This is a genomic window from Paracoccus sp. NSM, assembly GCF_052379855.1.
In the GTDB taxonomy this organism is placed as follows: domain Bacteria; phylum Pseudomonadota; class Alphaproteobacteria; order Rhodobacterales; family Rhodobacteraceae; genus Paracoccus.
This window is the reverse complement of sequence record NZ_JBQTCG010000001.1, coordinates 299,327-318,794: the sequence shown is the minus strand read 5'-3', so window position 1 is coordinate 318,794 and position 19,468 is coordinate 299,327. Positions and strand designations below refer to the sequence as shown.

Here is a 19,468-nt window from a genome sequence, read left to right as displayed (position 1 = left end):
ATGCCGCGCGGCCCCGCCCATGCTGCCCGAGGGTGCGACGCGGCGCGGCTGATAGGGCGGCAATTCGACCCCATCACGATACAGAAGCGACTGCCCCTGATGGAACAGATGCAGCGCCTGCGGATCGGCGGCCAGACGCACCCGCTGACCCGTCAGACCGGGATGGATGCCGGGCAGCTTCGCGGTGATCGGTGCGGTCTCGGCATTGGTGCCGAAATAGAGCAGCGTCACCTCGCCCAGAGCCTCGGTCAGATCGACCTTGCCCTCGAAGAGGGGGGCGTGATCGGTCTCGACCATGTCCTCGGGGCGGACGCCCAGATTGACGACCATGCCTTCGTCGCCGGGGCGGGTCGGGATGGCGACATCGGCGGTCAGGCCGCTGTCCAGCGTCACCTGCGTCATCTCGCCCGCGCGGGTCACACGGCCGGGCAGAAGGTTCATCGCCGGGCTGCCGATGAACTGGGCGACGAATTCGTTGATGGGGCGTTCGTAAAGTTCCAGCGGCGCGCCGACCTGCGCGATGCCGCCGCCGGCCAGAACCACGATCCGGTCGGCCAGGGTCATCGCCTCGGTCTGGTCATGGGTGACGTAGATCATCGTGCGGTCGGGCATCGAGGCCTTGAGCTGCGCGATCTCGATCCGGGTGGCCACGCGCAGCGCCGCGTCGAGGTTCGACAGCGGTTCGTCGAACAGATAGACCTTGGGGTCGCGCACGATGGCCCGGCCGATGGCGACCCGCTGACGCTGGCCGCCCGACAGCGCCTTGGGCAGGCGGTCCAGATAGGGCGTCAGTTGCAGCATCTTGCCCGCGCGGTCGGTCGCCTCGCGGATCTGATCCTTGGACTGGCCCGCGATCTTCAACGCAAAGGCCATGTTGTCGCGCACCGTCATGTGCGGATAAAGCGCGTAGGACTGGAACACCATCGCGATGCCGCGCTGGCTGGGCGGGATGTCGTTCATCACCTGCCCGTCGATCTCCAGCGTGCCGCCGGTGATCTGTTCCAGCCCCGCGATCATGCGCAGCAGGGTGGATTTGCCGCAGCCCGAAGGACCGACGAATACGATGAACTCGCCCGAGCGGATATCAAGATCGATATCGCTCAGAACCTTCACGTCGCCATATGCCTTGGCAACGCCGGTCAGCTTCAGGTCTGCCATGGAATTCCCCCCTTACCCCTCAATGATCTGAACTTGCCAGGGGTTCAGGCCCCCGGCTTCCTGATCCGACAGATTGGCGCGGATCAGCAGGCTTTGCGTGTCGTCGGTGCGCCGGAACGACAGAACCGGCCCTTCGGCATGCATGTCGGTCATCGTGCCGCCCCGCAGCGCACTGTGCTTGCGGCGCAGGCCGATGGCCCAACGATAATGATGCAGCATCGACTGCGCGTCGGCTTCCTGCGCGACGACGGTGCGCTGCAGATGCGTATGCGGCACGGGCAGCCACGGCTTCGAGGTCGAGAAGCCGCCATTCACGCCCATGTCCCAGACCATCGGCGTCCGGCAGCCGTCGCGGCCCTTGAATTCGGGCCAGAATTCGATCCCGTAGGGGTCGCGCAGGTCCTCGAACTCGATCTCGGCCTCGGGCAGGCCCAGTTCCTCGCCCTGATAGAGGCAGACCGAACCCTTGAGGCAGATCAGCACCGTCGCATAGGCCTTGGCGGCTTGGTCGGTCAGGCTCCAGCGGGTGATGTGGCGCACGACGTCATGGTTCGACATCGCCCAGCAGGGCCAGGAATTCGGCGCGATCTGGTGCAGCCGGTCGAAGACCCCCACGACCGCGCTTGCGGGCAGATCCTCGCCCGCGAGGAAGTCGAACACATAGGACATCTGCACCCGGCCCGGAACGCCGGTATATTCCTCGAGCAGTTCCAGACCGCGCTCGCTGTCGCCGATCTCGCCCACGACGACGGCACCGAAAGGCTCGATCGTCTCGCGGAAACGCTCCAGAAAGGCCAGGTTCTCGGGCTGGGATTTGCTGTAGCGGTGGCTCTGGTGGTTGTAGGGATTGACCGCGGGCGCGGTGTCGGACTTGCGCAGTTCCGGCGGCAAGGGCGGGTTGTCGCGCAGCTGCGCGTCGTGGAAATAGAAGTTGATCGTGTCCAGCCGGAAACCGTCCACGCCCTTTTCCAGCCAGAATTTCGCAACCTCCAGCAGCGCGTTCTGCACCGCCGGATTGTGGAAGTTCAGGTCCGGCTGCGCGGTCAGGAAGTTGTGCAGGTAATACTGCTCGCGCCGGGCGTCCCATTGCCAGGCGCTGCCGCCGAAGATCGACAGCCAGTTGTTCGGCGCCGTCCCGTCAGGCTTGGGATCGGCCCAGACATACCAGTCGGCCTTGGCATTGTCGCGGCTTGACCGGCTTTCCTTGAACCAGGGATGCTGGTCCGAGGTATGCGACAGCACAAGGTCGATCAGGACCTTCAGCCCCAGCTCATGCGCGCGCTCGATCAGCCAGTCGAAATCCTCGGGCGTGCCGAAAAGCGGGTCGATGCCGCAATAGTCGCTGACATCATAGCCGAAGTCCTTCATCGGAGAGGTGAAGAAGGGCGAGATCCAGATCGCATCCACGCCAAGGGACGCGACATAGGGCAAGCGCTGCGCGATGCCGGCCAGATCGCCGGTGCCGCTGCCCGTCGTGTCCTGGAAGCTGCGGGGATAGATCTGATAGATCACCCCGCCCTTCCACCAATCCGTCTTCTGTTCAGTCAAGATTATCCACCTTTCACGGACCCGGCCAGCAGCCCGCGGACCAGGTATTTCTGCATCGCGAAGAATACGAGCAACGGCACGGCTATCGAGATGAAGGCCGAGGTTGCAAGGATCTCCCATTCACCTCCGCGCGAGCCCATGAGTTCGCGCAAAAGCCCCGTCATCACCAATTGCTCGCGCGTGTTGCCCAGGAACACGGTGGCCACCAGCAGGTCGTTCCAGACCCACAGGAACTGGAAGATCGCAAAGCTGGCCAAAGCCGGGAAGGACAGCGGCAGGATGATGCGCCGGAAGATCTGGAACTCGGTCGCGCCATCGACGCGGGCGCTTTCGATCACCTCGCGCGGCAGGCCGACCATGTAGTTCCGAAGAAGATAGATCGCCAGCGGCAGGCCGAACCCGGTATGCGCCAGCCAGATGCCCAGATATCCCTTGCCCAGCCCCAGCTCGTTATGCAGCCGCAGAAGCGGGATCAGCGCGACCTGCAACGGCACGACCAGCAGGCCGACCACGGCGGCGGTCAGCAGCGCGCGTCCGGGGAATTGCATCCAGGCCAGCGCATAGGCGGCGAAGGCCGCGATCAGGATCGGGATGACGGTCGCGGGGATCGTCACCGTCATCGTGTTCATGAAGGCCCGGCCCAGCCCCTCGGCCGTCAGCACGCGCTGGTAATTACCGGTGGTGAAGCTGGGCGGCGCCGAGGTCGTGACGAAGATCCGGTCGCCGCGCGTCATCTCGAACGGCTGGGGCGAGGTCATGCGGTAGCTGCCATCCTCGGTGACGGTCAGCGTCGCGCCATCGCCCAGATCGGCGGTCTCGCCCGGCTGGTATTGTGCAGGATTGCGCGGCCCGGTGCCCCAGGCCATCAGGCTCTGCCCCTCGGTCGTGGCCTGCCCCTCGATCACGTAGAGCGGGCCGTCCTGCACCTGATCCTCGGCCGTGCCCGACCGGACAAAGCCGGTCTTTTCGCTGGCTGAGAAGCTCTGCCACCAGCCCGAGCCCGCGATCTGGTCGCGGTCGCGGAAGGACGACACGAAGAGGCCAAGCGTCGGGATCGTCCACAGCAGGACCAGAAGAAAAGCGGCGATATTCACCGCCCAGGTCAGCGAGGATTTCTGTCCAGCCATTCCCTCCATCAGCGGACCTCCTTGCGGGCGTTGTAGATGTTCCAGACCATGATCGGCGTCACCAGCAGCATCAGCACGATGGCCACTGCCGAGCCGCGCCCCGCGTCATTGGCGCGGAAGGACCAGTCATACATGAAGTTCGCCAGAACCTGCGTCCCCCACTGGCCGTTGGTCATCACGAAGACGATGTCAAAGACCTTCAGCACGACGATGGTAATGGTCGTCCAGACCACCGCGATCGTCCCCATGATCTGTGGCACCTTGATCTTGAAGAAGACCTGAAGCGGGCTGGCGCCGTCCAGGATGGCTGCCTCGATGGTTTCCTCGGGGATGCCGCGCAGGGCGGCGGACAGGATCACCATGGCGAAACCCGTCTGGATCCAGACCAGCACGATCATCAGAAGAAAGCTGTTCCAGCCGGGTATGGTCAGCCAGATCTGCGGCTCGCCGCCGAATTGCGTGACGATCCAGTTCAGCAGACCGATCTGCGTCTCGCCCGAGGCGCGGTATTCATAGATGAACTTCCAGATCACGCCCGCGCCGACAAAGCTGATCGCCATCGGCATGAAGATCAGCGACTTGCCGATATTGCCCCATTTCAGCCGGTCGGTCAGCTGTGCGGCCAACAGGCCGAACAGGGTCGCCAGCGCCGGCACGACAAGCAGCCAAAGCATGTTGTTGACCATGGATTCGCGGAACTTCGCATCTCCGGCCAGCCAGCTGTAATTGGCGCCGCCGACAAAGCTGCTGCCATTTGCGTTGTGCAGCGACCGCCAGAAGCTGTCGATCACCGGATAGACCAGATACATGGTCAGGAACAGGATTGCCGGGCCAAGAAACAGCCAGGGCCGGACCTGGTTCGCCTTGCGGATATTGTCCCCGGCCTTCGGCCCGCGCGCCGGATAGATCCGGTCCAGCACCCAGTTCGAACCCCAGAACCATGCGACGCATCCGAAGACGCCAATGACGATCGTGCTGATCGCCAGCCAGAAAAGCTCCATCCCGTTTACCCCCTTCTCGGACCGGGCGCCTGCGCGCCGGCGATCTTACCCTACACATGCGATGCCACCGCGGCGGGCCCCCCGACCCGCCGCGGCGCGTTTGTCATCAGTTCAGCGAGGACCAGGTCTGCTGGATCTGGTCGGCCACGTCCTGCGCCGAGGCGCCGCCGACGAAGTCGATCATGCCGGTCCAGAAGGCGCCCGCGCCGATCGCGCCCGGCATCAGGTCGGACCCGTCAAAGCGGAACACCGTGGCGTCCAGCAGGATCTGGCCCATCCGACGCAGCGTGTCGTCGCCATAGGCATCCGCGTTGGCGCCGGTATGCGGCGTCAGGAAGCCCTTCTGCGTCATCCAGATCTCGTGCGCGGCTGGCGTCTTGAGGAACTCGATGAAGGCCATGGCTGCCGGATTGTCCGACATGACCGCAAACATCGTGCCGCCGCCCAGAACGGGCTGGCCCAGATCACCCGCCTCGGGCGCCGGGAAATAGAAGAAATCCGCATCCTGGCCGATCTCGGTGCCTTCGGGGAAGAAGGTCGGGATAAAGCTGGCCTGACGGTGCATGTAGCAGGCCGGCGGGCTGGCAAAGAGGCCATTGGGGCTTTCGCGGAAATCGGTCGCCGTCACCGCGCCAACACCGCCCGCAACGAAATCGGGGTTCTTGGCGAACCAGCCGAATTCCTCGATCGCGTTCACCACGATCGGGTCGTTGAAGGGCATCTGGTTGGTGGTCCAGCGGTCGTAATCCTCGGGCGAGGCGGTCCGCAGCATCAGATCCTCGACCCAGTCGGTCGCGGGCCAGCCGGTCGCGCCGCCCGAACCCAGGCCGATGCACCAGGGCGTCTCGCCATCCGCGACCATCTGTTCGGTCAGGGCGCGCAGTTCCTCGTAGGTGGTGGGAACCTCGTAGCCTGCATCCTCGAAGTTCTCGGGGACGAACCAGACCAGCGATTTCACGTCGGCCTTGTAGGGAAAGGCGAACAGCGCGTCGGCGCCGTCCTGGCCTGCATAGGTGCCAAGCGCCTCCCAGCTTGCACCGGCGGCGTAATTCTCGCGCAGCCAGGCGGCGGTCTCATCCCCAAGCGGACGCAGGTGGCCGCGCGCGGCCAGATCCGAGGCCAGCCCCGGCTGCGGGAAGACCGCGATGTCGGGCGGCGATCCGGCCTCGGCGTCGATCACGATCTGCTGCTCGAAACTGTCCGAGCCCGAATAATTCGCCTGCGCGCCGGTCGCGTCGTTGAAATAGGCGATGACCGACTGGAACAGTTCCTGGTCGCCGCCCAGCCAGGGGCCCATGATGTTGAAGCTCTGGCCCGACAGGTCGCCATGCGCTGCCGCGAAATCCTCGAGGCTCTGCCAGTTGATGCGGTCATCGCTGCCCTTTTCGATCACCAGCTGGGCCTGGGCGGTCCCGGCCAGCAGCGCGACAATGGCGGCGGTGGTGAAGAGTTTCTTCGTCAAGTCATCCTCCCAAGATGAACGTGGCCGCGAGGCCCGTTAACGCTAGCAAATGTCAATTCGGAATGCGTCTGTCAAACGCTTCTCATTGGCATCGGATTTCTCTGCGGGACGGCACCGGGGCGATCTGGCGCGTCACGACAAGGACATCCTCTGCATCTTTCATTGTCTTCAACGCTTTGGCAAGTTTCCAGACCAGCCTAAACCGCACAGTTCGTCGCAGTCATGTCGAGAGATCCCGCCCGAAAGCGCTTTCAATATTCCACCGGTCAGCGCCACGTCTTGTCGGTTCGTGAATCGGCGCAGCACCGATGCCGAAGGTGATTCGGTCCTCTCATCCTCTACCCGGTCCGGCGCCCGGGCAAGCGCGCCGTGGCGCCCGGCGAGACTATTGAAGCAGACATATGCGGGGGCGGCCATGCCAATCTGCGCCAGGAACCGGGGAACCATCAGACTTTTGTCCTGTTGATCCCGGACCGTCGCGCCCTACACTTGGGCACGGTCGCCCTCTGGCGCGACGGCTATGACAGGAGGATCAACATGGCCTGGACGAAGCCTATTCTGACGGAAATCGCGTGCGGCATGGAAATCAACATGTACGCACCGGCCGAGGACGAGCCCGTTCTGTTCTGATCGGCTCTGACGGTTTTCTGAAATGGCCCCGTCCGACCGGTTCGGGCGGGGCTTTTTCCTCTGGTTCCTCTGGATCGCCCGACGGGGCAAGGCGGCTCGATGCAGATCATCATTCTGGGCGCGGCTGCAGGGGGCGGCCTGCCGCAATGGAATTGCGGTTGCGGCAATTGCGCGGCCGCCCGCGCGGGGCGCATCCCGTCGCTGACGCAAAGCTCGGTCGCGGTCAGCGCGGATGGCAAGGCCTGGGCGGTGCTGAACGCCTCGCCCGATATCCGCGTGCAGCTTGCCGCGACGCCCGCCCTGCATCCGACCGGCCCGCGCGACGTTCCGCTGCGTTCGGTCCTGCTGACGAATGGCGATATCGACCATGTGGCCGGGCTGCTGACCCTGCGCGAGGCGCAGGGCTACGACCTTTACGCGACGCCCGCCATTCACGCGGCGCTGGCCGCGAACCCGATGATGGCCGCCCTGCGCCCCGATCTGGTGATCCGCCGCGACATCGCGCTTGATGCCAGCGTCGAACTGGCCCCCGGCCTGCAGGCGACGCTATTCGCCGTGCCCGGCAAGGTGCCGCTGTATCAAGAGGGCGAGACCGTCGAAACCGGCCTGATCGGCGAGACGACCGTAGGGGTCGAGCTGCGCGCCAATGGCCGCCGGGCGCTGTATATCCCGGGCTGCGCCGCGATGCCCGACTGGCTGCGCGACCGGATCGAGGGCGCGGATGCGCTGCTTTTCGACGGCACGCTCTGGCAGGATGACGAGATGATCCGCGCGGGGCTGGGCCAGAAGACCGGCCTGCGGATGGGCCACATGGCGGCGCGCGACACGATCGCCGTGCTGGAGGGGGTCCGGCTGGGCCAGCGCATCTTTGTCCATATGAACAATTCGAACCCGCTGACCGACCCGGCCAGCCCCGAAACGGCGCAGGCCAGCGCACAGGGCTGGCTGATCGCCCGCGACGGAATGGAGATCACGCCATGAAGGACCTGACCGACCAGCCGCAATCGCGCGACACGTTCGAAGCGCGCCTGCGCGCAATCGGGGCCGAACGCTACCACGACCTGCATCCCTTTCACCGGCGGCTGCATGGCGGCGAATGCACCCCCGACGAGGTGCGCGCCTGGGTCGTCAATCGCTGGATGTATCAGTCGCGCATCCCGATGAAGGACGCCGCTTTCATGAGCCGGGTCGAGGACCCCGACCTGCGCCGCGCCTGGCGCAAGCGGATCGAGGATCACGATGGCGGCCTGACCGAAGGCGGCGGCATCCGGCGCTGGCTGGCACTGGCCCGCGCGGTGGGGCTGGACCCGGATTACGTGGCCTCGGGCGCAGGGATCATGCCCGCGACGCGCTTTGCGGTGGACGCATATGTCCGCTTTGTCCGCGACATGCCGCTGCTAGACGCCGTGGCCGCCAGCCTGACCGAGCTGTTCGCCCCCAGGATCCACGCGCAGCGGATCGAGGGCCTGCTGAAGCACTACGATTTCGCGGACGAAACCAGCCTTTCCTATTTCCAGCGCCGCCTGACCGAGGCCCCCGAGGATGTGAAATTCGGCCTCGATTACGTGCTGACCCATGCCGATACGCGCGAGAAACAGGACGCCGCGGCGGCCGCGCTGATCTTCAAGACCGACGTGCTCTGGGCGCAGCTTGACGCGCTGTGGCATGGCTATGTCGAGGGCAATATTCCCCCCGGCGCATGGCGCCCCGGTCAGGGGATGCTGCCGTGACGCCGCTGATCGCGCCCGCCGACATTCCCTATCTTCCGCGCGGCGTGCGGCTGCAACGCGACCGGGTGCGCGACATCACCGTGCTGCAGGCGCCCGAACGCGCCATGCGGCTGGATGCGGTAGGCGAGGCGATCCTGACCGAGCTGGACGGCACGCGCAGCATGGCCGCCATCGCCGCCGCGCTGGCCGCGCGCTATGACGCGCCCGAGGATCAGATCACGGCGGACATGCGCGACTTTCTGACCGGCCTGATCGAGCGCCGGATGGTCTTTGTGAAAGGCGCTGCATGAAGGATCAACCTGTCCAGCCCGCCGACATCGACGGCAACCCGGTCACGCCCGGCCTGCCCATGGCCATGCTGGCCGAGGTAACGCATCGCTGCCCGCTGGCCTGTCCCTATTGCTCGAACCCGGTGGAACTGATCCGCGCGGGCGCCGAAATCTCGGCCGACGATTGGGGCCGCGTCTTCCGGCAAGCCGCCGATCTGGGCGTGTTGCAGGTCCATATTTCGGGCGGCGAGCCCGGCGCGCGGCGCGATCTGGCGCAGATTGTCGGCCATGCGCGGGATGCGGGGCTTTACGTGAACCTCATCACCTCGGGGATCGGGATCACGCGGGCGCGGCTTGAGGAGCTGGACCGCGCGGGCGTCGATCACGTGCAGCTGTCGTTGCAGGGCATCCGGCCCGACATGGCCGACCGGATCAGCGGGCATCCGGGGTCTTGGGACAAGAAGATGGCCTTTGCCGAATGGGTGACGCGGATCGGCTTTCCCCTGACGATCAACGCCGTCGTTCATCGCCAGAACATGGAACGCCTGCCCGAGATGCTGGACCTGGCCGAGACCCTCGGCGCGCGCCGGATCGAGGTGGCGACCGTCCAGTTTCATGGCTGGGCCGATCTGAATCGCGACGCGCTGATGCCCACGCGCGAACAGGCCGCCTTTGCACGCCAGATCGTGAACGACGGGCGGCTGCGCCTGCGCGGGCGCATGGTGATCGATTACGTTCCCGCCGACCATCACGCGGTCTATCCCAAGGCCTGCATGGGGGGCTGGGGCTCGACCGGGCTGAATGTCGGACCCGATGGCACGGTCCTGCCCTGCCACGCCGCGCAGTCGATTCCGTGGATGCGGTTCGAGAACGTGCAGGACCGCAGCCTGTCGGATATCTGGCACCTTTCGGACAGCTTCAACGCATTCCGCGGCACCGCCTGGATGCCCGAACCCTGCCAGAGTTGCGACCGCAAGAATGTCGATTTCGGCGGCTGTCGCTGTCAGGCGATGGCGCTGGCGGGGGATGCGCGCGCGACCGATCCGGTCTGCTCGCTTTCGCCGCTGAATGCGGACGTCGTCGCCGCCGCGGAAGCCCATGCCACGGCAGACAGTCAGGCGCTGGTCTATCGCCGCATGTCGCGCGCGGATTAGACCCCGCGCAGCCTTCGATACGACTTTCGTCCGAGATTCCGGCTTGCTTTGTGCGGGTTGCGGCCTAAGATTATGCGCGTGGCGCGGCTCGGGGGGCTTGCCGCCTGGACCGGGAAACCGGCTTCAAACGTCCGATCTCACCTCTGGGAGGAACGCCATGAATGCAACAGCCGGTCATGCGCCGCCGTTGCCCTCGACGCGGCCCGACGCCAGTCAGGTCCGCGATATCCTGATCGTCGATGATCACCCCCTGATGTGCGACGCGCTGGCGCTGACGCTGCGCATCAGCTTTGGCCTGAAACAGGTCCGCACCGCGCGCAGCCTGGCCGCAGCCCTGGAACAGATCCGCAGTCAGGGCGCCCCCGACGCGGTGATCCTGGACCTGAACCTGCCCGACGCGCGCGGCAGCGAGGGCATCATGTCCCTGCGCCGCCGCCTGCCGGACGTGCCGATCACGCTGATCTCGGCCGATCTGGAACGGGCGATGATCGCGGCGGTGATGGCGGCCGGGGCGCAGGGCTATATCAGCAAGTCCCTCTCGCGCGAGGCTTTGGTGGACAGCCTGCGCCGCATGTGGGCGGGCGAATACGTCACCCCCGAAGGCTATGACCGCGAATCCGACGACCCCGAAGAGGAAAGCCGCAGCGAACTGGTGCGCCGCTTCGCCTCGCTGACGCCGCAGCAGCTCAAGATCCTGCGCCTGATCTGCAAGGGCCGCGCGAACAAGGAAATCAGTCACGAACTGGCCATCGCCGAGGCGACCGTCAAGACGCATATCTCGGCGATCATGTCCAAGATCAAGGCACGCCGCCGCACGCAGGCCGTGCTGCTGGCCAATTCGATCCGGTTGTTCGAGACCGGATGACCCATACCGGCCCGAAGGTGAAGGAGGGCGCCGACGGGCCGGTGGTCGTGCAGGCCGACCGCGGCGGGACCGATACGGTCCCGTCCCTGCTGGCCGGCCTGCGCGCCGTCCATCCCGCCCTGGTCCTGATCTTCGGACCACGGGGCGACGAACTGGCCGCCCTTGCGCGCGGGCTGGCCCCGCATCTGCCGCCCGGTTGCGTTCTGGCCGGATGCTCGTCCGCCGGAGAAATCGGGCCCGAGGGCTATGCCTTGGGCAAGGTCGTCGCCCTGGGCTTTCCGTCCCGCCATTTCCGCGCCGAGGCGATCGTGCTGGATCGGCTGTCGGCCATTCCGGTGGCGGAATGGATGGCCGGTCTGCGCCGGATGCATCGCGACTTTGACGCCGATCCCGCGCGGTCGATCTTTGGCCTTCTGCTGGCCGACGGGCTGGCGGGGCAAGAGGACGTGCTGGTCTCGGCGCTGGACGCGGCCTTGCCCGCCGTGCCGGTGATCGGCGGCTCGGCCGGGGACGGGCTGGATTTCCGCGACACCTGGCTGCTGGAGGGCGGCCGCGTCCATCGCGACGCCGCGATCTTCCTGCTGGTCGAGACCGATCTGGCGATCCGCCAGATCACGCTGGCCCATTTCCGCCCGACCGACACCCGCGCCGTCATCACCGCCGCCCGGCCCGACCGGCGCGGCATCCTGGAACTGAACGCCGAGCCCGCCGCGCGCGAATATGCGCGCCTGACCGGCATCGAACAGCGGGCACTTGGCCCCGCCGATTTCGCGCGCCATCCGCTGCTGCTGCGGATGGGCGGGCAGCATCATGTCCGCGCGATCAGCGCCGCGACCGAGGATGGCGGCCTTGCCCTGATGGCCGCGATCGAGCCGGGCATGGTCCTGACCCTCGGCCATGCCGAGGACCCGACGCGCGGCATGGCCGAGGCGCTGGAGGCCCTGCCCCGCCCCCCGCTGATGGTGCTGGCCTTCGACTGCATCCTGCGCCGCCTTGCGCTGGAACGCGACGGGCAGGACGGGCCGATGTCGCAGCTTTACGCCCGCCACCGCGTCGCCGGGTTCAACACCTATGGCGAACAGCATAGCGGCATGCATGTGAACCAGACCTTTGTCGGCATGGCCTTCCTGCCCCCGGCGGACGCCGCGTGATGCTGCGCGACGACGACCCGCCCGCGCGACAGGTCGAAAAGCTGCGCCGCATCACCGACGCGCTGATCGACCGGATCGACCGGCTGGAGGAACGGCGCGGCTCGGGCTGGACGATGTTTCAGGCCGCCCTGGCGCTGGAACAAGAGGTCATCGCCCGCCGCCGGGAACTGGAACGCGCGATGGCCGATCTGTCGCAGAAGAACCGCGAACTGGCCGAGGCCCGCACCGCCGCGGACGAGGCCAACCGCTCAAAGACCCGCTTTCTGCGCGCGGCCAGCCACGACCTGCTGCAACCCCTGTCGGCGGCGCGGCTTTATCTGGCCGCCCTGTCGGACACGGCGATGGGCGAGGATCAGACCGATCTGGTCGCGCGCCTGTCCAGCGCCTTCGAATCGGTCGAGACGCTGATGAATGCGGTCCTCGACATCTCGCGCCTCGATGGCGGCCAGATCGCGCTGCACCGCCAGCCCGTCGCGCTTGGCGACCTGTTCCGCAGACTGGATGCGGAATTCACGCCCTTGGCTCAGGCGGGGGGCCTGACGCTGCGTTTCGTGCCCAGTGCGGCGATGGTGGACAGCGATCCCGTGCTGCTGCGCCGGATCGCGCAGAACCTGATCGCCAATGCGGTGAAATATACGCGGCAGGGCGGCGTGGTCGTCTCGGCCAGGCGGCGTCAGGATCGGTGCTGGCTGACGGTCAGCGATACCGGCCCCGGCATCCCCTTGCGCGATCAGGACCGCATTTTCGAGGAATTCCAGCGCCTTGACCATGACGGCGCGCCCGGCATGGGTCTGGGCCTGTCCATCGTTCGACTGGCCTGCACGCGGCTGGGCCATCCCATCGCGATGTGGTCCCGCCCCGGTCGCGGCACGCGCTTTCGCATCGGCCTGCTCGAGGCCTGACAGGCCGTCCTAAAGCGACAGCCCGATCCCAAGCCCCGCCGCCAGCGACAGCGCGGCGATCACCGCCAGACCCCAGCCCGACCGGCGGCGCGGCGCCCGCGCGGCAGCGGCCTGTTCGGGATGGGCGCGTTCCCACAGGATCTGTTCCACGATGCGCGGCAGCAGCGGACCATAGCGCCCCACCGTCTGCACGATCTGCCCCATGTCGCTGATGGCGGCCTTGGGGCCGATGCTGGCCTTGATGTAGTCCGACACGACGGGCTTGGCCGCCTGCCAGATGTTCAGTTGCGGGTCGATGGACCGGGCCACGCCCTCGACCACGACCATGGTGCGCTGCAACAGGATCAGTTCGGTCCTTGTGGGCATCCCGAAGCGTTCCGTCACCTCGAACAGATAGGCCAGCAGGTTGCCCATGCTGATGCGGCTGGCATCGGCGCCAAAGATCGGCTCGCCCACGGCGCGCAGGGCGCGGGCGAATGCGGCCTCGTCGCGGTCGCGCGGGACATAGCCCGCCTCGAAATGGACGCGCGCCACCAGCCGGTAATCGCGCTGGATGAAGCCATAGAGGATCTGCGCATAGACCCGCCGGGTGTATTCGTCGATCTCGCCCATGATGCCGAAATCATAGGCGATGATGTCGCCATTCGCGGCCACCTTGAGGTTGCCGTGATGCATGTCGGCGTGAAAGAACCCGTCGCGCAGCGCGTGGGACAGGAACAGCTGGATCACCCGCCGCGCCAGATCGCGCGTATCGTGACCCGCCGCGATCAGCGCCTCGCGGTCGCCCATCGGCAGGCCCTCGGCCCAGTCGGCGGTCATCACGCGGCGGCCCGACAGCGACCAATGCGGCAGAGGCACCTGAAAGCCCGCATCCTGCGCGGTGTTTTCGGAAAACTCGGACGCGGCGGCAGCCTCGAGGCGCAGGTCCTGTTCCCCCATGACGGTCTGTTCGAAATGGCTGACCACATCGCGCGGACGCAGACGGCGCGTGCCGGGGGACAGCAATTCGATCAACCGCGCGCCGAAATGGAAGGCGTCGATGTCGCGCTTGAAGGCCGCGCCGATGCCGGGGCGCACGACCTTGACGGCAACCTCGCGGCCCGTCTCGCGCACGCGGGCGCGATGGACCTGCGCGATCGAGGCGGCGGCGACGGGTTCGGAAAACTCGCTGAAAAGCTGATCGACGGGGGCGCGCAATTCGGCCTCGATCGCGGCCTTGGCGATGGCGGTCGGAAAGGGCGGCAGGCGGTCCTGCAACATCCGCAACTGGCCCGCCAGTTCCGGGCCGACCACATCCGCGCGGGTCGAGAGGATCTGCCCGAACTTGATATAGGCCGGTCCAAGCGCGGTGATCGCCCGCGTGATCGGCGGCAGGGTCGGGTCGCCCTTGTAGCCCAGCCAGCGGAACGGCCAACCCATCACCCGCGCCGCGACCCGCAGCCGGATGGGGGCGTCCACCGCGTCCAGTACCGCCGCCATTGCGCCGGTGCGTTCGAACGTGGCGCCGGTGCGGATCAGGCGCCAGATCTGGTGGGGTCCGCGCATGAGGCTACAGCTTCCAGCCGGAATGGATCGCCGCGATGCCAAGCGACAGGTTGCGCCATTGCACGCGGCCAAAGCCCGCCGCGCGGATCATCTGGGCGAACGCCTCCTGATCGGGGAACTTGCGGATCGATTCGACCAGGTATTGATAGCTGTCACGATCGCCCGTCACCGCCTGACCCATGGCCGGGATGACGTTGAAACTGTAGCGGTCATAGGCCCATTGCGCGGCCGGAACCGGGATCTGGCTGAATTCCAGCACCATCAGACGCCCGCCGGGGCGCAGGACGCGGTAAGCCTCGGCCAGGGCATCGGGAATGCGGGTGACGTTGCGGATGCCGAAGCTGATCGTGTAGCGGTCAAAGCTGTTATCGGCAAAGGGCAGCGCCATCGCGTCGCCCGTGACCCAGGCCAGCCGTTCGGCCTTTTCCACGGCCTCGGCGCGTTTGCGGCCCTCGACCAGCATCGATTCGGTCATGTCGCAGACGGTGACGCGCGCGCCCGGCGCCCGGTCCAGAAAGCGGAAGGCGACATCGCCCGTCCCGCCCGCCACATCCAGCAGGTGCTGGCCGTCGCGCGGCGCCAGCCAATCCATCAGCGCGGCCTTCCACAACCGGTGGACGCCGCCGCTCATCAGGTCGTTCATCAGGTCATAGCGCGAGGCGACGCTGGAAAAGACGCCATGGACCATCCCCGCCTTCTGATCCTCGTCCACGGTCCGGAAACCGAAATGGGTCTGTCTGCTGTCGGTCATGCGCTTGCCGTTTCCCCGTTGCGTTGCCAGATATGCCCGGCCCGCGCCCGGCACAATGGCCGGGGCACGCGGCAGGCACAATGCGACGAAAGGGACGGAATTGCCAGAACTGCCAGAGGTCGAAACCGTCCGCCGTGGCCTGGCCCCCCATCTGGAGGGCGCCCGCATCACCCGCGCCGAGGCGCGCCGCCCTGATCTGCGCTGGCCCCTGCCGCCCGATCTGGTGCAGGTGCTGACCGGCGCGACCGTGACCGCGCTCAGGCGCCGGTCGAAATACCTGCTGGCCGATCTGGATCGCGGCGGCACGGTCCTGTGGCATCTGGGCATGTCCGGCCGGATGCTGGTCGAGGGTTCGGCGCCGGGCCAGTTCCACCGCGACCCCGCCATCCATGCGCGCCACGATCATGTCGTGCTGGTGACGGATGCAGGGACGACCATCACCTTCAACGACGCGCGACGCTTCGGCATGGTGGACCTGATCCGCGAGGGCGCGGCCCATCCGCTGCTGGACCATCTGGGGCCGGAACCCTTTGATCCGGTCTTTGGCGGGGCCTATCTGCGCGCGGCCTTTGCCGGGCGCCGCGCGCCGGTCAAGCAGGCGCTGCTGGATCAGCGCATCGTGGCGGGGCTTGGCAACATCTATGTCAGCGAATCCCTGTGGCGGGCGGGGATCGACCCGCGCCGGGCGGCGGGCCGGATCGGGACTGCGCGCATCGACGCGCTGGTCGGCCATATCCGCGACGTGCTGGCCGAGGCGATCGAGGCAGGCGGCTCGTCCCTGCGCGACCACCGGCAGGCCAGCGGCGAGCTGGGCTATTTCCAGCACAGTTTCCGCGTCTATGACCGCGCGGGCCAGCCCTGCCTGCGTCCGGGCTGCGGCGGGCAGGTGACGCGGATCGTGCAATCCGCGCGCTCCAGCTTCTACTGTCCGGGGTGCCAGCGCTGAGGTCTTGGATTTCCGACCCCTGACCTGCTAGGGTCCGCGCCAATGACATTGGCAACGAGGTCCAAGGCCCATGGCTTACGAAACCATCATCGTCGAGATCGAGGATGAGGTCGCCCTGATCCGGCTGAACCGTCCCGAGGCGTTGAACGCGCTGAACTCGACCCTTCTGGCAGAGCTGTCGCAGGCCGTGACCGAGGCCGACCGCAACGACAAGGTCCGCTGCATCGTGCTGACCGGCAGCGAAAAAGCCTTTGCCGCAGGCGCCGACATCAAGGAAATGTCCAAGAAGTCCTACGTCGATGTCTATGACGAGGATCTGTTCGGCCCCCAGATCGACGCGATCAGCCGCGTCCGCAAGCCGATCATCGCCGCCGTCAGCGGCTATGCGCTTGGCGGCGGCTGCGAGCTGGCCATGGTCTGCGATTTCATCATCTGCGCCGAGAACGCCAAGTTCGGCCAGCCCGAGATCAATCTGGGCGTCGTCGCGGGCATCGGCGGCACGCAGCGCCTGACGCGCCTGATCGGCAAGTCCAAGGCGATGGACATGAACCTGACCGGCCGCTTCATGGACGCCGCCGAGGCGGAACGCGCGGGCCTTGTCAGCCGCATCGTGCCGACGGCCAAGCTGATCCCCGAGGCGATGGCCGCCGCCCGCAAGATCGCGGAAAAATCTCAGGTCGCCACCAAGACCGTCAAGGAGGCCGTGAACCGCGCCTACGAGACGACCCTGCGCGAGGGCCTGCTGTTCGAGCGCCGCGCCTTCCACGCGCTGTTCGCCACCGAAGACCAGAAAGAAGGCATGGCCGCCTTCCTCGAAAAGCGCGAGGCGCAGTTCCGCGACCGCTAGGGCGCCCGCGCGCCGATTGGGGGCTTTCCTTTTCGGCGCGCCTGCCCTATAGGCCAGCGTCACATGCGCGTGGGCCCGCTTAGGCAAGAATCATGGCTATCCCTGACCGGGATGGTGCCTTGGGCTTTTTGTGCAACCGAAACACGATAAAGACCGCAAGGAACCAAGATCATGGCCAACACGCCCCAGTCCAAGAAACGCGCCCGCCAGATCGAGCGCCGCACCGACATCAACAAGGCCCGCCGCTCGCGCATCCGCACCTTCCTGCGCAAGGTCGAAGAGGCGATCGCATCGGGCAATGCCGATGCCGCGAAACTGGCCCTGCAGAACGCCCAGCCCGAACTGATGCGCGGCGTGACCAAGGGCGTCGTCCACAAGAACACCGCCTCGCGCAAGATTTCGCGCCTGGCCGCCCGCGTGAAGGCCCTGTCGGCCGCCTGATCGCGCGTCGCGCAATTCGCCGCAAGGCATTGGAAATCCGGCCCTCGCGGGTCGCCTGACTGCCCCGGGGGCGCGCATCGACATGCGCGCCCCTTTTCCTTGCACCGCTAGGTTGTTCCTTAATAAATCGTTAAAAAACAGTCGGCTCGGGAAATTGTTAACAGAGTCAAAGGGCTCGCAGATTCGGTCGCGGGCCGGGGCTGTCAAGCGCATAGTTCGGTTGCAGCGGGGGGCGTGCCGGGGCTAGTTTCCCACCTGCGATTCACGTCGCCTTGGGGGATGGGTCGACCATCCGGCGCCTTGCCGGAAAAGCGACCGGTTGCAATGCAGGATGCATTTGCTGCTCTCGGGTGGTTGACGGCCGGCTGCCACCGGCTTTCGACACCCGGTGCTTGTGAAGTGAACGGGCTTTTGCCCCGACAATCGGCCTTTCGGTCGGTCGGGCAGGCTTTTTCGTTTCGCGCCCCGACGACGTGCGCATTGGGCCTGCGGATCAACCGCAGGCTTCGGGGACAGTACGGGACAAGGGTCGGATGATGGACAGGATCTGGGTGGCGGCATGCGCCGAGCTTGAGCAAAGCGTGGGGCCGAACAACTACAACCACTGGATCAAGCCCCTGCGTCTGACCGGGATCGAGGACGGCGCCGCGCGGCTGGTCAGCCCGACGCGCTTCATCTCGGACTGGGTGAACCGCCATTTCGCCAAGGACATCGTGGCCGTGCTGAACCGCGCCGGCGCCGAGGTCGAGCGTCTGCGATTCGAGGTCGGCCAGGCCGCCCGCCCCTCGGCCCAGTCGGCGCCGGTCTCGACCGCCGAAGCCGCGCCCGCCCCCACCACCCGCGCGCCCCGCGCCGATCTGGGCGCGCCGCTGGACCCGCGCTACACCTTCGCCAATTTCATCGTCGGCAAGCCGAACGAACTGGCCCATGCCGCCGCCCGCCGCGTGGCCGAGGGCGGCCCGGTGGGCTTCAACCCTCTGTTTCTCTATGGCGGCGTTGGTCTGGGCAAGACGCACCTGATGCACGCCATCGCGCATGATTATCAGACCCGCCACTCCTCGGCGCAGGTCCTGTATCTGTCGGCGGAACAGTTCATGTATCGCTTCGTGCAGGCTTTGCGCGAAAGCACGATCATGGATTTCAAGGGCATGTTCCGCAACGTGAACATGCTGATGGTCGATGACGTGCAGTTCATCGCCGGCAAGGACAGCACGCAGGAAGAATTCTTCCACACGTTCAACGCGCTGGTCGATCAGGGCAAGCAGATCGTCATTTCCGCCGACCGCGCCCCGGCCGAGATCAAGGGCCTTGAGGAACGCATCAAGTCGCGCCTGTCCTGCGGGTTGATCGTGGACCTGCATCCCACCACCTACGAATTGCGCCTGGGCATCCTGCAATCCAAGACCGAGGTGTTCCGCGCCCAGCATCCCGATCTTGAGATCGGGACGGGCGTGCTGGAATTCCTGGCCCATCGGATCAGCACCAACGTCCGCGTTCTGGAAGGCGCTTTGCAGCGGCTCTTTGCCCATGCCAGCCTTCTGCGCCGCGAGATCACGCTGGAGGTCGCGCAGGAATGTCTGGCCGACATCCTGCGCACGAATGACCGCAAGGTCTCGATCGACGACATCCAGCGCAAGGTGGCCGAGCATTACAACATCCGCCTGGCCGACCTGATCGGCCCCAAGCGCGCCCGCAACGTCGCCCGCCCGCGCCAGATCGCCATGTATCTGTCCAAGCAGATGACCAGCCGGTCCCTGCCCGAGATCGGCCGCCGCTTCGGTGGCCGCGATCACACCACGATCATGCACGGCGTCCGCAAGGTCGAGGAACTGATCACCGATGATAGCAGCCTGGCCGAGGATATCGCCGTGCTCAAGCGGATGCTGGAAGCCTGATCACGAAAATCTTGTGACCGCCTCGCCGGACGGCTAAAGATCAGGT

Annotated in this window: 18 protein-coding genes and 1 pseudogene; 12 read left to right on the top strand and 7 right to left on the bottom strand. The window is 66.4% G+C overall.

Annotated elements, in window-relative coordinates; genetic code table 11:
- Window positions 1-69: 69 nt before the first annotated feature.
- The 5 genes and pseudogenes from ACTZWU_RS01485 to ACTZWU_RS01465 form a co-directional block, all read right to left on the bottom strand.
- Window positions 70-1,158 (bottom strand): annotated as a pseudogene (locus tag ACTZWU_RS01485) (ABC transporter ATP-binding protein); the annotation flags it as partial.
- 12 nt (window positions 1,159-1,170) lie between these two features.
- Window positions 1,171-2,712, bottom strand: a complete 1,542-nt coding sequence (locus ACTZWU_RS01480; RefSeq protein WP_444735877.1) for an alpha-glucosidase — start codon at window positions 2,710-2,712, stop codon at window positions 1,171-1,173.
- Window positions 2,709-3,842, bottom strand: a complete 1,134-nt coding sequence (locus ACTZWU_RS01475) for a carbohydrate ABC transporter permease (RefSeq protein WP_444735579.1) — start codon at window positions 3,840-3,842, stop codon at window positions 2,709-2,711. The genes ACTZWU_RS01480 and ACTZWU_RS01475 overlap by 4 nt, the downstream gene beginning before the upstream one ends.
- Complete coding sequence (locus ACTZWU_RS01470; RefSeq protein ID WP_444735578.1) at window positions 3,842-4,834, bottom strand: carbohydrate ABC transporter permease; 993 nt, start codon at window positions 4,832-4,834, stop codon at window positions 3,842-3,844. The genes ACTZWU_RS01475 and ACTZWU_RS01470 overlap by 1 nt, the downstream gene beginning before the upstream one ends.
- Window positions 4,835-4,940: 106 nt before the next feature.
- Window positions 4,941-6,296: an ABC transporter substrate-binding protein gene (locus ACTZWU_RS01465; protein WP_444735577.1), complete on the bottom strand. Its 1,356-nt coding sequence runs from the start codon at window positions 6,294-6,296 to the stop codon at window positions 4,941-4,943.
- Between the two features lie 537 nt (window positions 6,297-6,833).
- Between ACTZWU_RS01465 and pqqA the strand changes: the two genes are divergently transcribed.
- The 8 genes from pqqA to ACTZWU_RS01425 all read left to right on the top strand — a co-directional run bounded on the left by pqqA (window position 6,834) and on the right by ACTZWU_RS01425 (window position 12,997).
- Window positions 6,834-6,926 carry a pyrroloquinoline quinone precursor peptide PqqA gene (gene pqqA, locus ACTZWU_RS01460; RefSeq protein ID WP_042250260.1) on the top strand — a complete coding sequence of 31 codons (93 nt, stop codon included), beginning with the start codon at window positions 6,834-6,836 and terminating at the stop codon, window positions 6,924-6,926.
- Window positions 6,927-7,025: 99 nt separating this feature from the next.
- Window positions 7,026-7,907 (top strand): pyrroloquinoline quinone biosynthesis protein PqqB, encoded by an 882-nt coding sequence (gene pqqB, locus ACTZWU_RS01455; protein WP_444735576.1) that lies wholly within the window; start codon window positions 7,026-7,028, stop codon window positions 7,905-7,907.
- Window positions 7,904-8,656 carry a pyrroloquinoline-quinone synthase PqqC gene (gene pqqC / locus ACTZWU_RS01450; protein ID WP_444735575.1) on the top strand — a complete coding sequence of 251 codons (753 nt, stop codon included), beginning with the start codon at window positions 7,904-7,906 and terminating at the stop codon, window positions 8,654-8,656. Before pqqB ends, pqqC begins: the two co-directional genes overlap by 4 nt.
- Window positions 8,653-8,946: a pyrroloquinoline quinone biosynthesis peptide chaperone PqqD gene (gene pqqD / locus ACTZWU_RS01445; RefSeq protein WP_444735574.1), complete on the top strand. Its 294-nt coding sequence runs from the start codon at window positions 8,653-8,655 to the stop codon at window positions 8,944-8,946. Before pqqC ends, pqqD begins: the two co-directional genes overlap by 4 nt.
- The gene (gene pqqE, locus ACTZWU_RS01440; RefSeq protein WP_444735573.1) at window positions 8,943-10,079 is read left to right on the top strand and encodes a pyrroloquinoline quinone biosynthesis protein PqqE; all 1,137 of its coding nucleotides are present in this window, start codon (window positions 8,943-8,945) and stop codon (window positions 10,077-10,079) included. Before pqqD ends, pqqE begins: the two co-directional genes overlap by 4 nt.
- Window positions 10,080-10,236: 157 nt before the next feature.
- Window positions 10,237-10,944 (top strand): response regulator, encoded by a 708-nt coding sequence (locus ACTZWU_RS01435; RefSeq protein WP_444735572.1) that lies wholly within the window; start codon window positions 10,237-10,239, stop codon window positions 10,942-10,944.
- Window positions 10,941-12,095, top strand: a complete 1,155-nt coding sequence (locus ACTZWU_RS01430; protein WP_444735571.1) for an FIST N-terminal domain-containing protein — start codon at window positions 10,941-10,943, stop codon at window positions 12,093-12,095. Before ACTZWU_RS01435 ends, ACTZWU_RS01430 begins: the two co-directional genes overlap by 4 nt.
- A complete protein-coding gene (locus ACTZWU_RS01425) occupies window positions 12,095-12,997 on the top strand; it encodes a sensor histidine kinase (protein ID WP_444735570.1) in 903 nt (300 codons plus the stop codon). Before ACTZWU_RS01430 ends, ACTZWU_RS01425 begins: the two co-directional genes overlap by 1 nt.
- A gap of 9 nt (window positions 12,998-13,006) precedes the next feature.
- On the opposite strand, the gene ubiB is transcribed toward ACTZWU_RS01425, so the two are convergent.
- Together ubiB and ubiE are read right to left on the bottom strand one after the other, a co-directional pair.
- Window positions 13,007-14,542: a 2-polyprenylphenol 6-hydroxylase gene (ubiB, locus tag ACTZWU_RS01420; protein WP_444735569.1), complete on the bottom strand. Its 1,536-nt coding sequence runs from the start codon at window positions 14,540-14,542 to the stop codon at window positions 13,007-13,009.
- Between the two features lie 4 nt (window positions 14,543-14,546).
- Window positions 14,547-15,293, bottom strand: coding sequence for a bifunctional demethylmenaquinone methyltransferase/2-methoxy-6-polyprenyl-1,4-benzoquinol methylase UbiE (ubiE, locus tag ACTZWU_RS01415; RefSeq protein WP_444735568.1), 747 nt, complete (start codon window positions 15,291-15,293; stop codon window positions 14,547-14,549).
- Between the two features lie 100 nt (window positions 15,294-15,393).
- Here ubiE and mutM point away from each other — a divergent pair, with 100 nt between their 5' ends.
- From mutM to dnaA, 4 genes are all read left to right on the top strand, one after another.
- On the top strand, window positions 15,394-16,239 hold the full coding sequence (mutM, locus tag ACTZWU_RS01410) for a bifunctional DNA-formamidopyrimidine glycosylase/DNA-(apurinic or apyrimidinic site) lyase (protein ID WP_444735567.1): 846 nt from the start codon (window positions 15,394-15,396) through the stop codon (window positions 16,237-16,239).
- 70 nt (window positions 16,240-16,309) lie between these two features.
- Window positions 16,310-17,086, top strand: a complete 777-nt coding sequence (locus ACTZWU_RS01405) for an enoyl-CoA hydratase (RefSeq protein WP_444735566.1) — start codon at window positions 16,310-16,312, stop codon at window positions 17,084-17,086.
- 171 nt (window positions 17,087-17,257) lie between these two features.
- A complete protein-coding gene (gene rpsT / locus ACTZWU_RS01400) occupies window positions 17,258-17,527 on the top strand; it encodes a 30S ribosomal protein S20 (RefSeq protein ID WP_444735565.1) in 270 nt (89 codons plus the stop codon).
- Between the two features lie 533 nt (window positions 17,528-18,060).
- The gene (gene dnaA / locus ACTZWU_RS01395) at window positions 18,061-19,422 is read left to right on the top strand and encodes a chromosomal replication initiator protein DnaA (RefSeq protein WP_444735564.1); all 1,362 of its coding nucleotides are present in this window, start codon (window positions 18,061-18,063) and stop codon (window positions 19,420-19,422) included.
- Window positions 19,423-19,468: the final 46 nt, after the last annotated feature.

Coding starts and splice junctions, on each gene's coding strand:
- ACTZWU_RS01475 (WP_444735579.1), bottom strand. CDS start 3,842: ATGGAGGGAATGGCTGGACAGAAATCCTCGCTGACCTGGGCGGTGAAT.
- ACTZWU_RS01470 (WP_444735578.1), bottom strand. CDS start 4,834: ATGGAGCTTTTCTGGCTGGCGATCAGCACGATCGTCATTGGCGTCTTC.
- pqqA (WP_042250260.1), top strand. CDS start 6,834: ATGGCCTGGACGAAGCCTATTCTGACGGAAATCGCGTGCGGCATGGAA.
- pqqB (WP_444735576.1), top strand. CDS start 7,026: ATGCAGATCATCATTCTGGGCGCGGCTGCAGGGGGCGGCCTGCCGCAA.
- pqqC (WP_444735575.1), top strand. CDS start 7,904: ATGAAGGACCTGACCGACCAGCCGCAATCGCGCGACACGTTCGAAGCG.
- pqqE (WP_444735573.1), top strand. CDS start 8,943: ATGAAGGATCAACCTGTCCAGCCCGCCGACATCGACGGCAACCCGGTC.
- ACTZWU_RS01435 (WP_444735572.1), top strand. CDS start 10,237: ATGAATGCAACAGCCGGTCATGCGCCGCCGTTGCCCTCGACGCGGCCC.
- ACTZWU_RS01430 (WP_444735571.1), top strand. CDS start 10,941: ATGACCCATACCGGCCCGAAGGTGAAGGAGGGCGCCGACGGGCCGGTG.
- ACTZWU_RS01425 (WP_444735570.1), top strand. CDS start 12,095: ATGCTGCGCGACGACGACCCGCCCGCGCGACAGGTCGAAAAGCTGCGC.
- ubiB (WP_444735569.1), bottom strand. CDS start 14,542: ATGCGCGGACCCCACCAGATCTGGCGCCTGATCCGCACCGGCGCCACG.
- ubiE (WP_444735568.1), bottom strand. CDS start 15,293: ATGACCGACAGCAGACAGACCCATTTCGGTTTCCGGACCGTGGACGAG.
- ACTZWU_RS01405 (WP_444735566.1), top strand. CDS start 16,310: ATGGCTTACGAAACCATCATCGTCGAGATCGAGGATGAGGTCGCCCTG.
- rpsT (WP_444735565.1), top strand. CDS start 17,258: ATGGCCAACACGCCCCAGTCCAAGAAACGCGCCCGCCAGATCGAGCGC.
- dnaA (WP_444735564.1), top strand. CDS start 18,061: ATGATGGACAGGATCTGGGTGGCGGCATGCGCCGAGCTTGAGCAAAGC.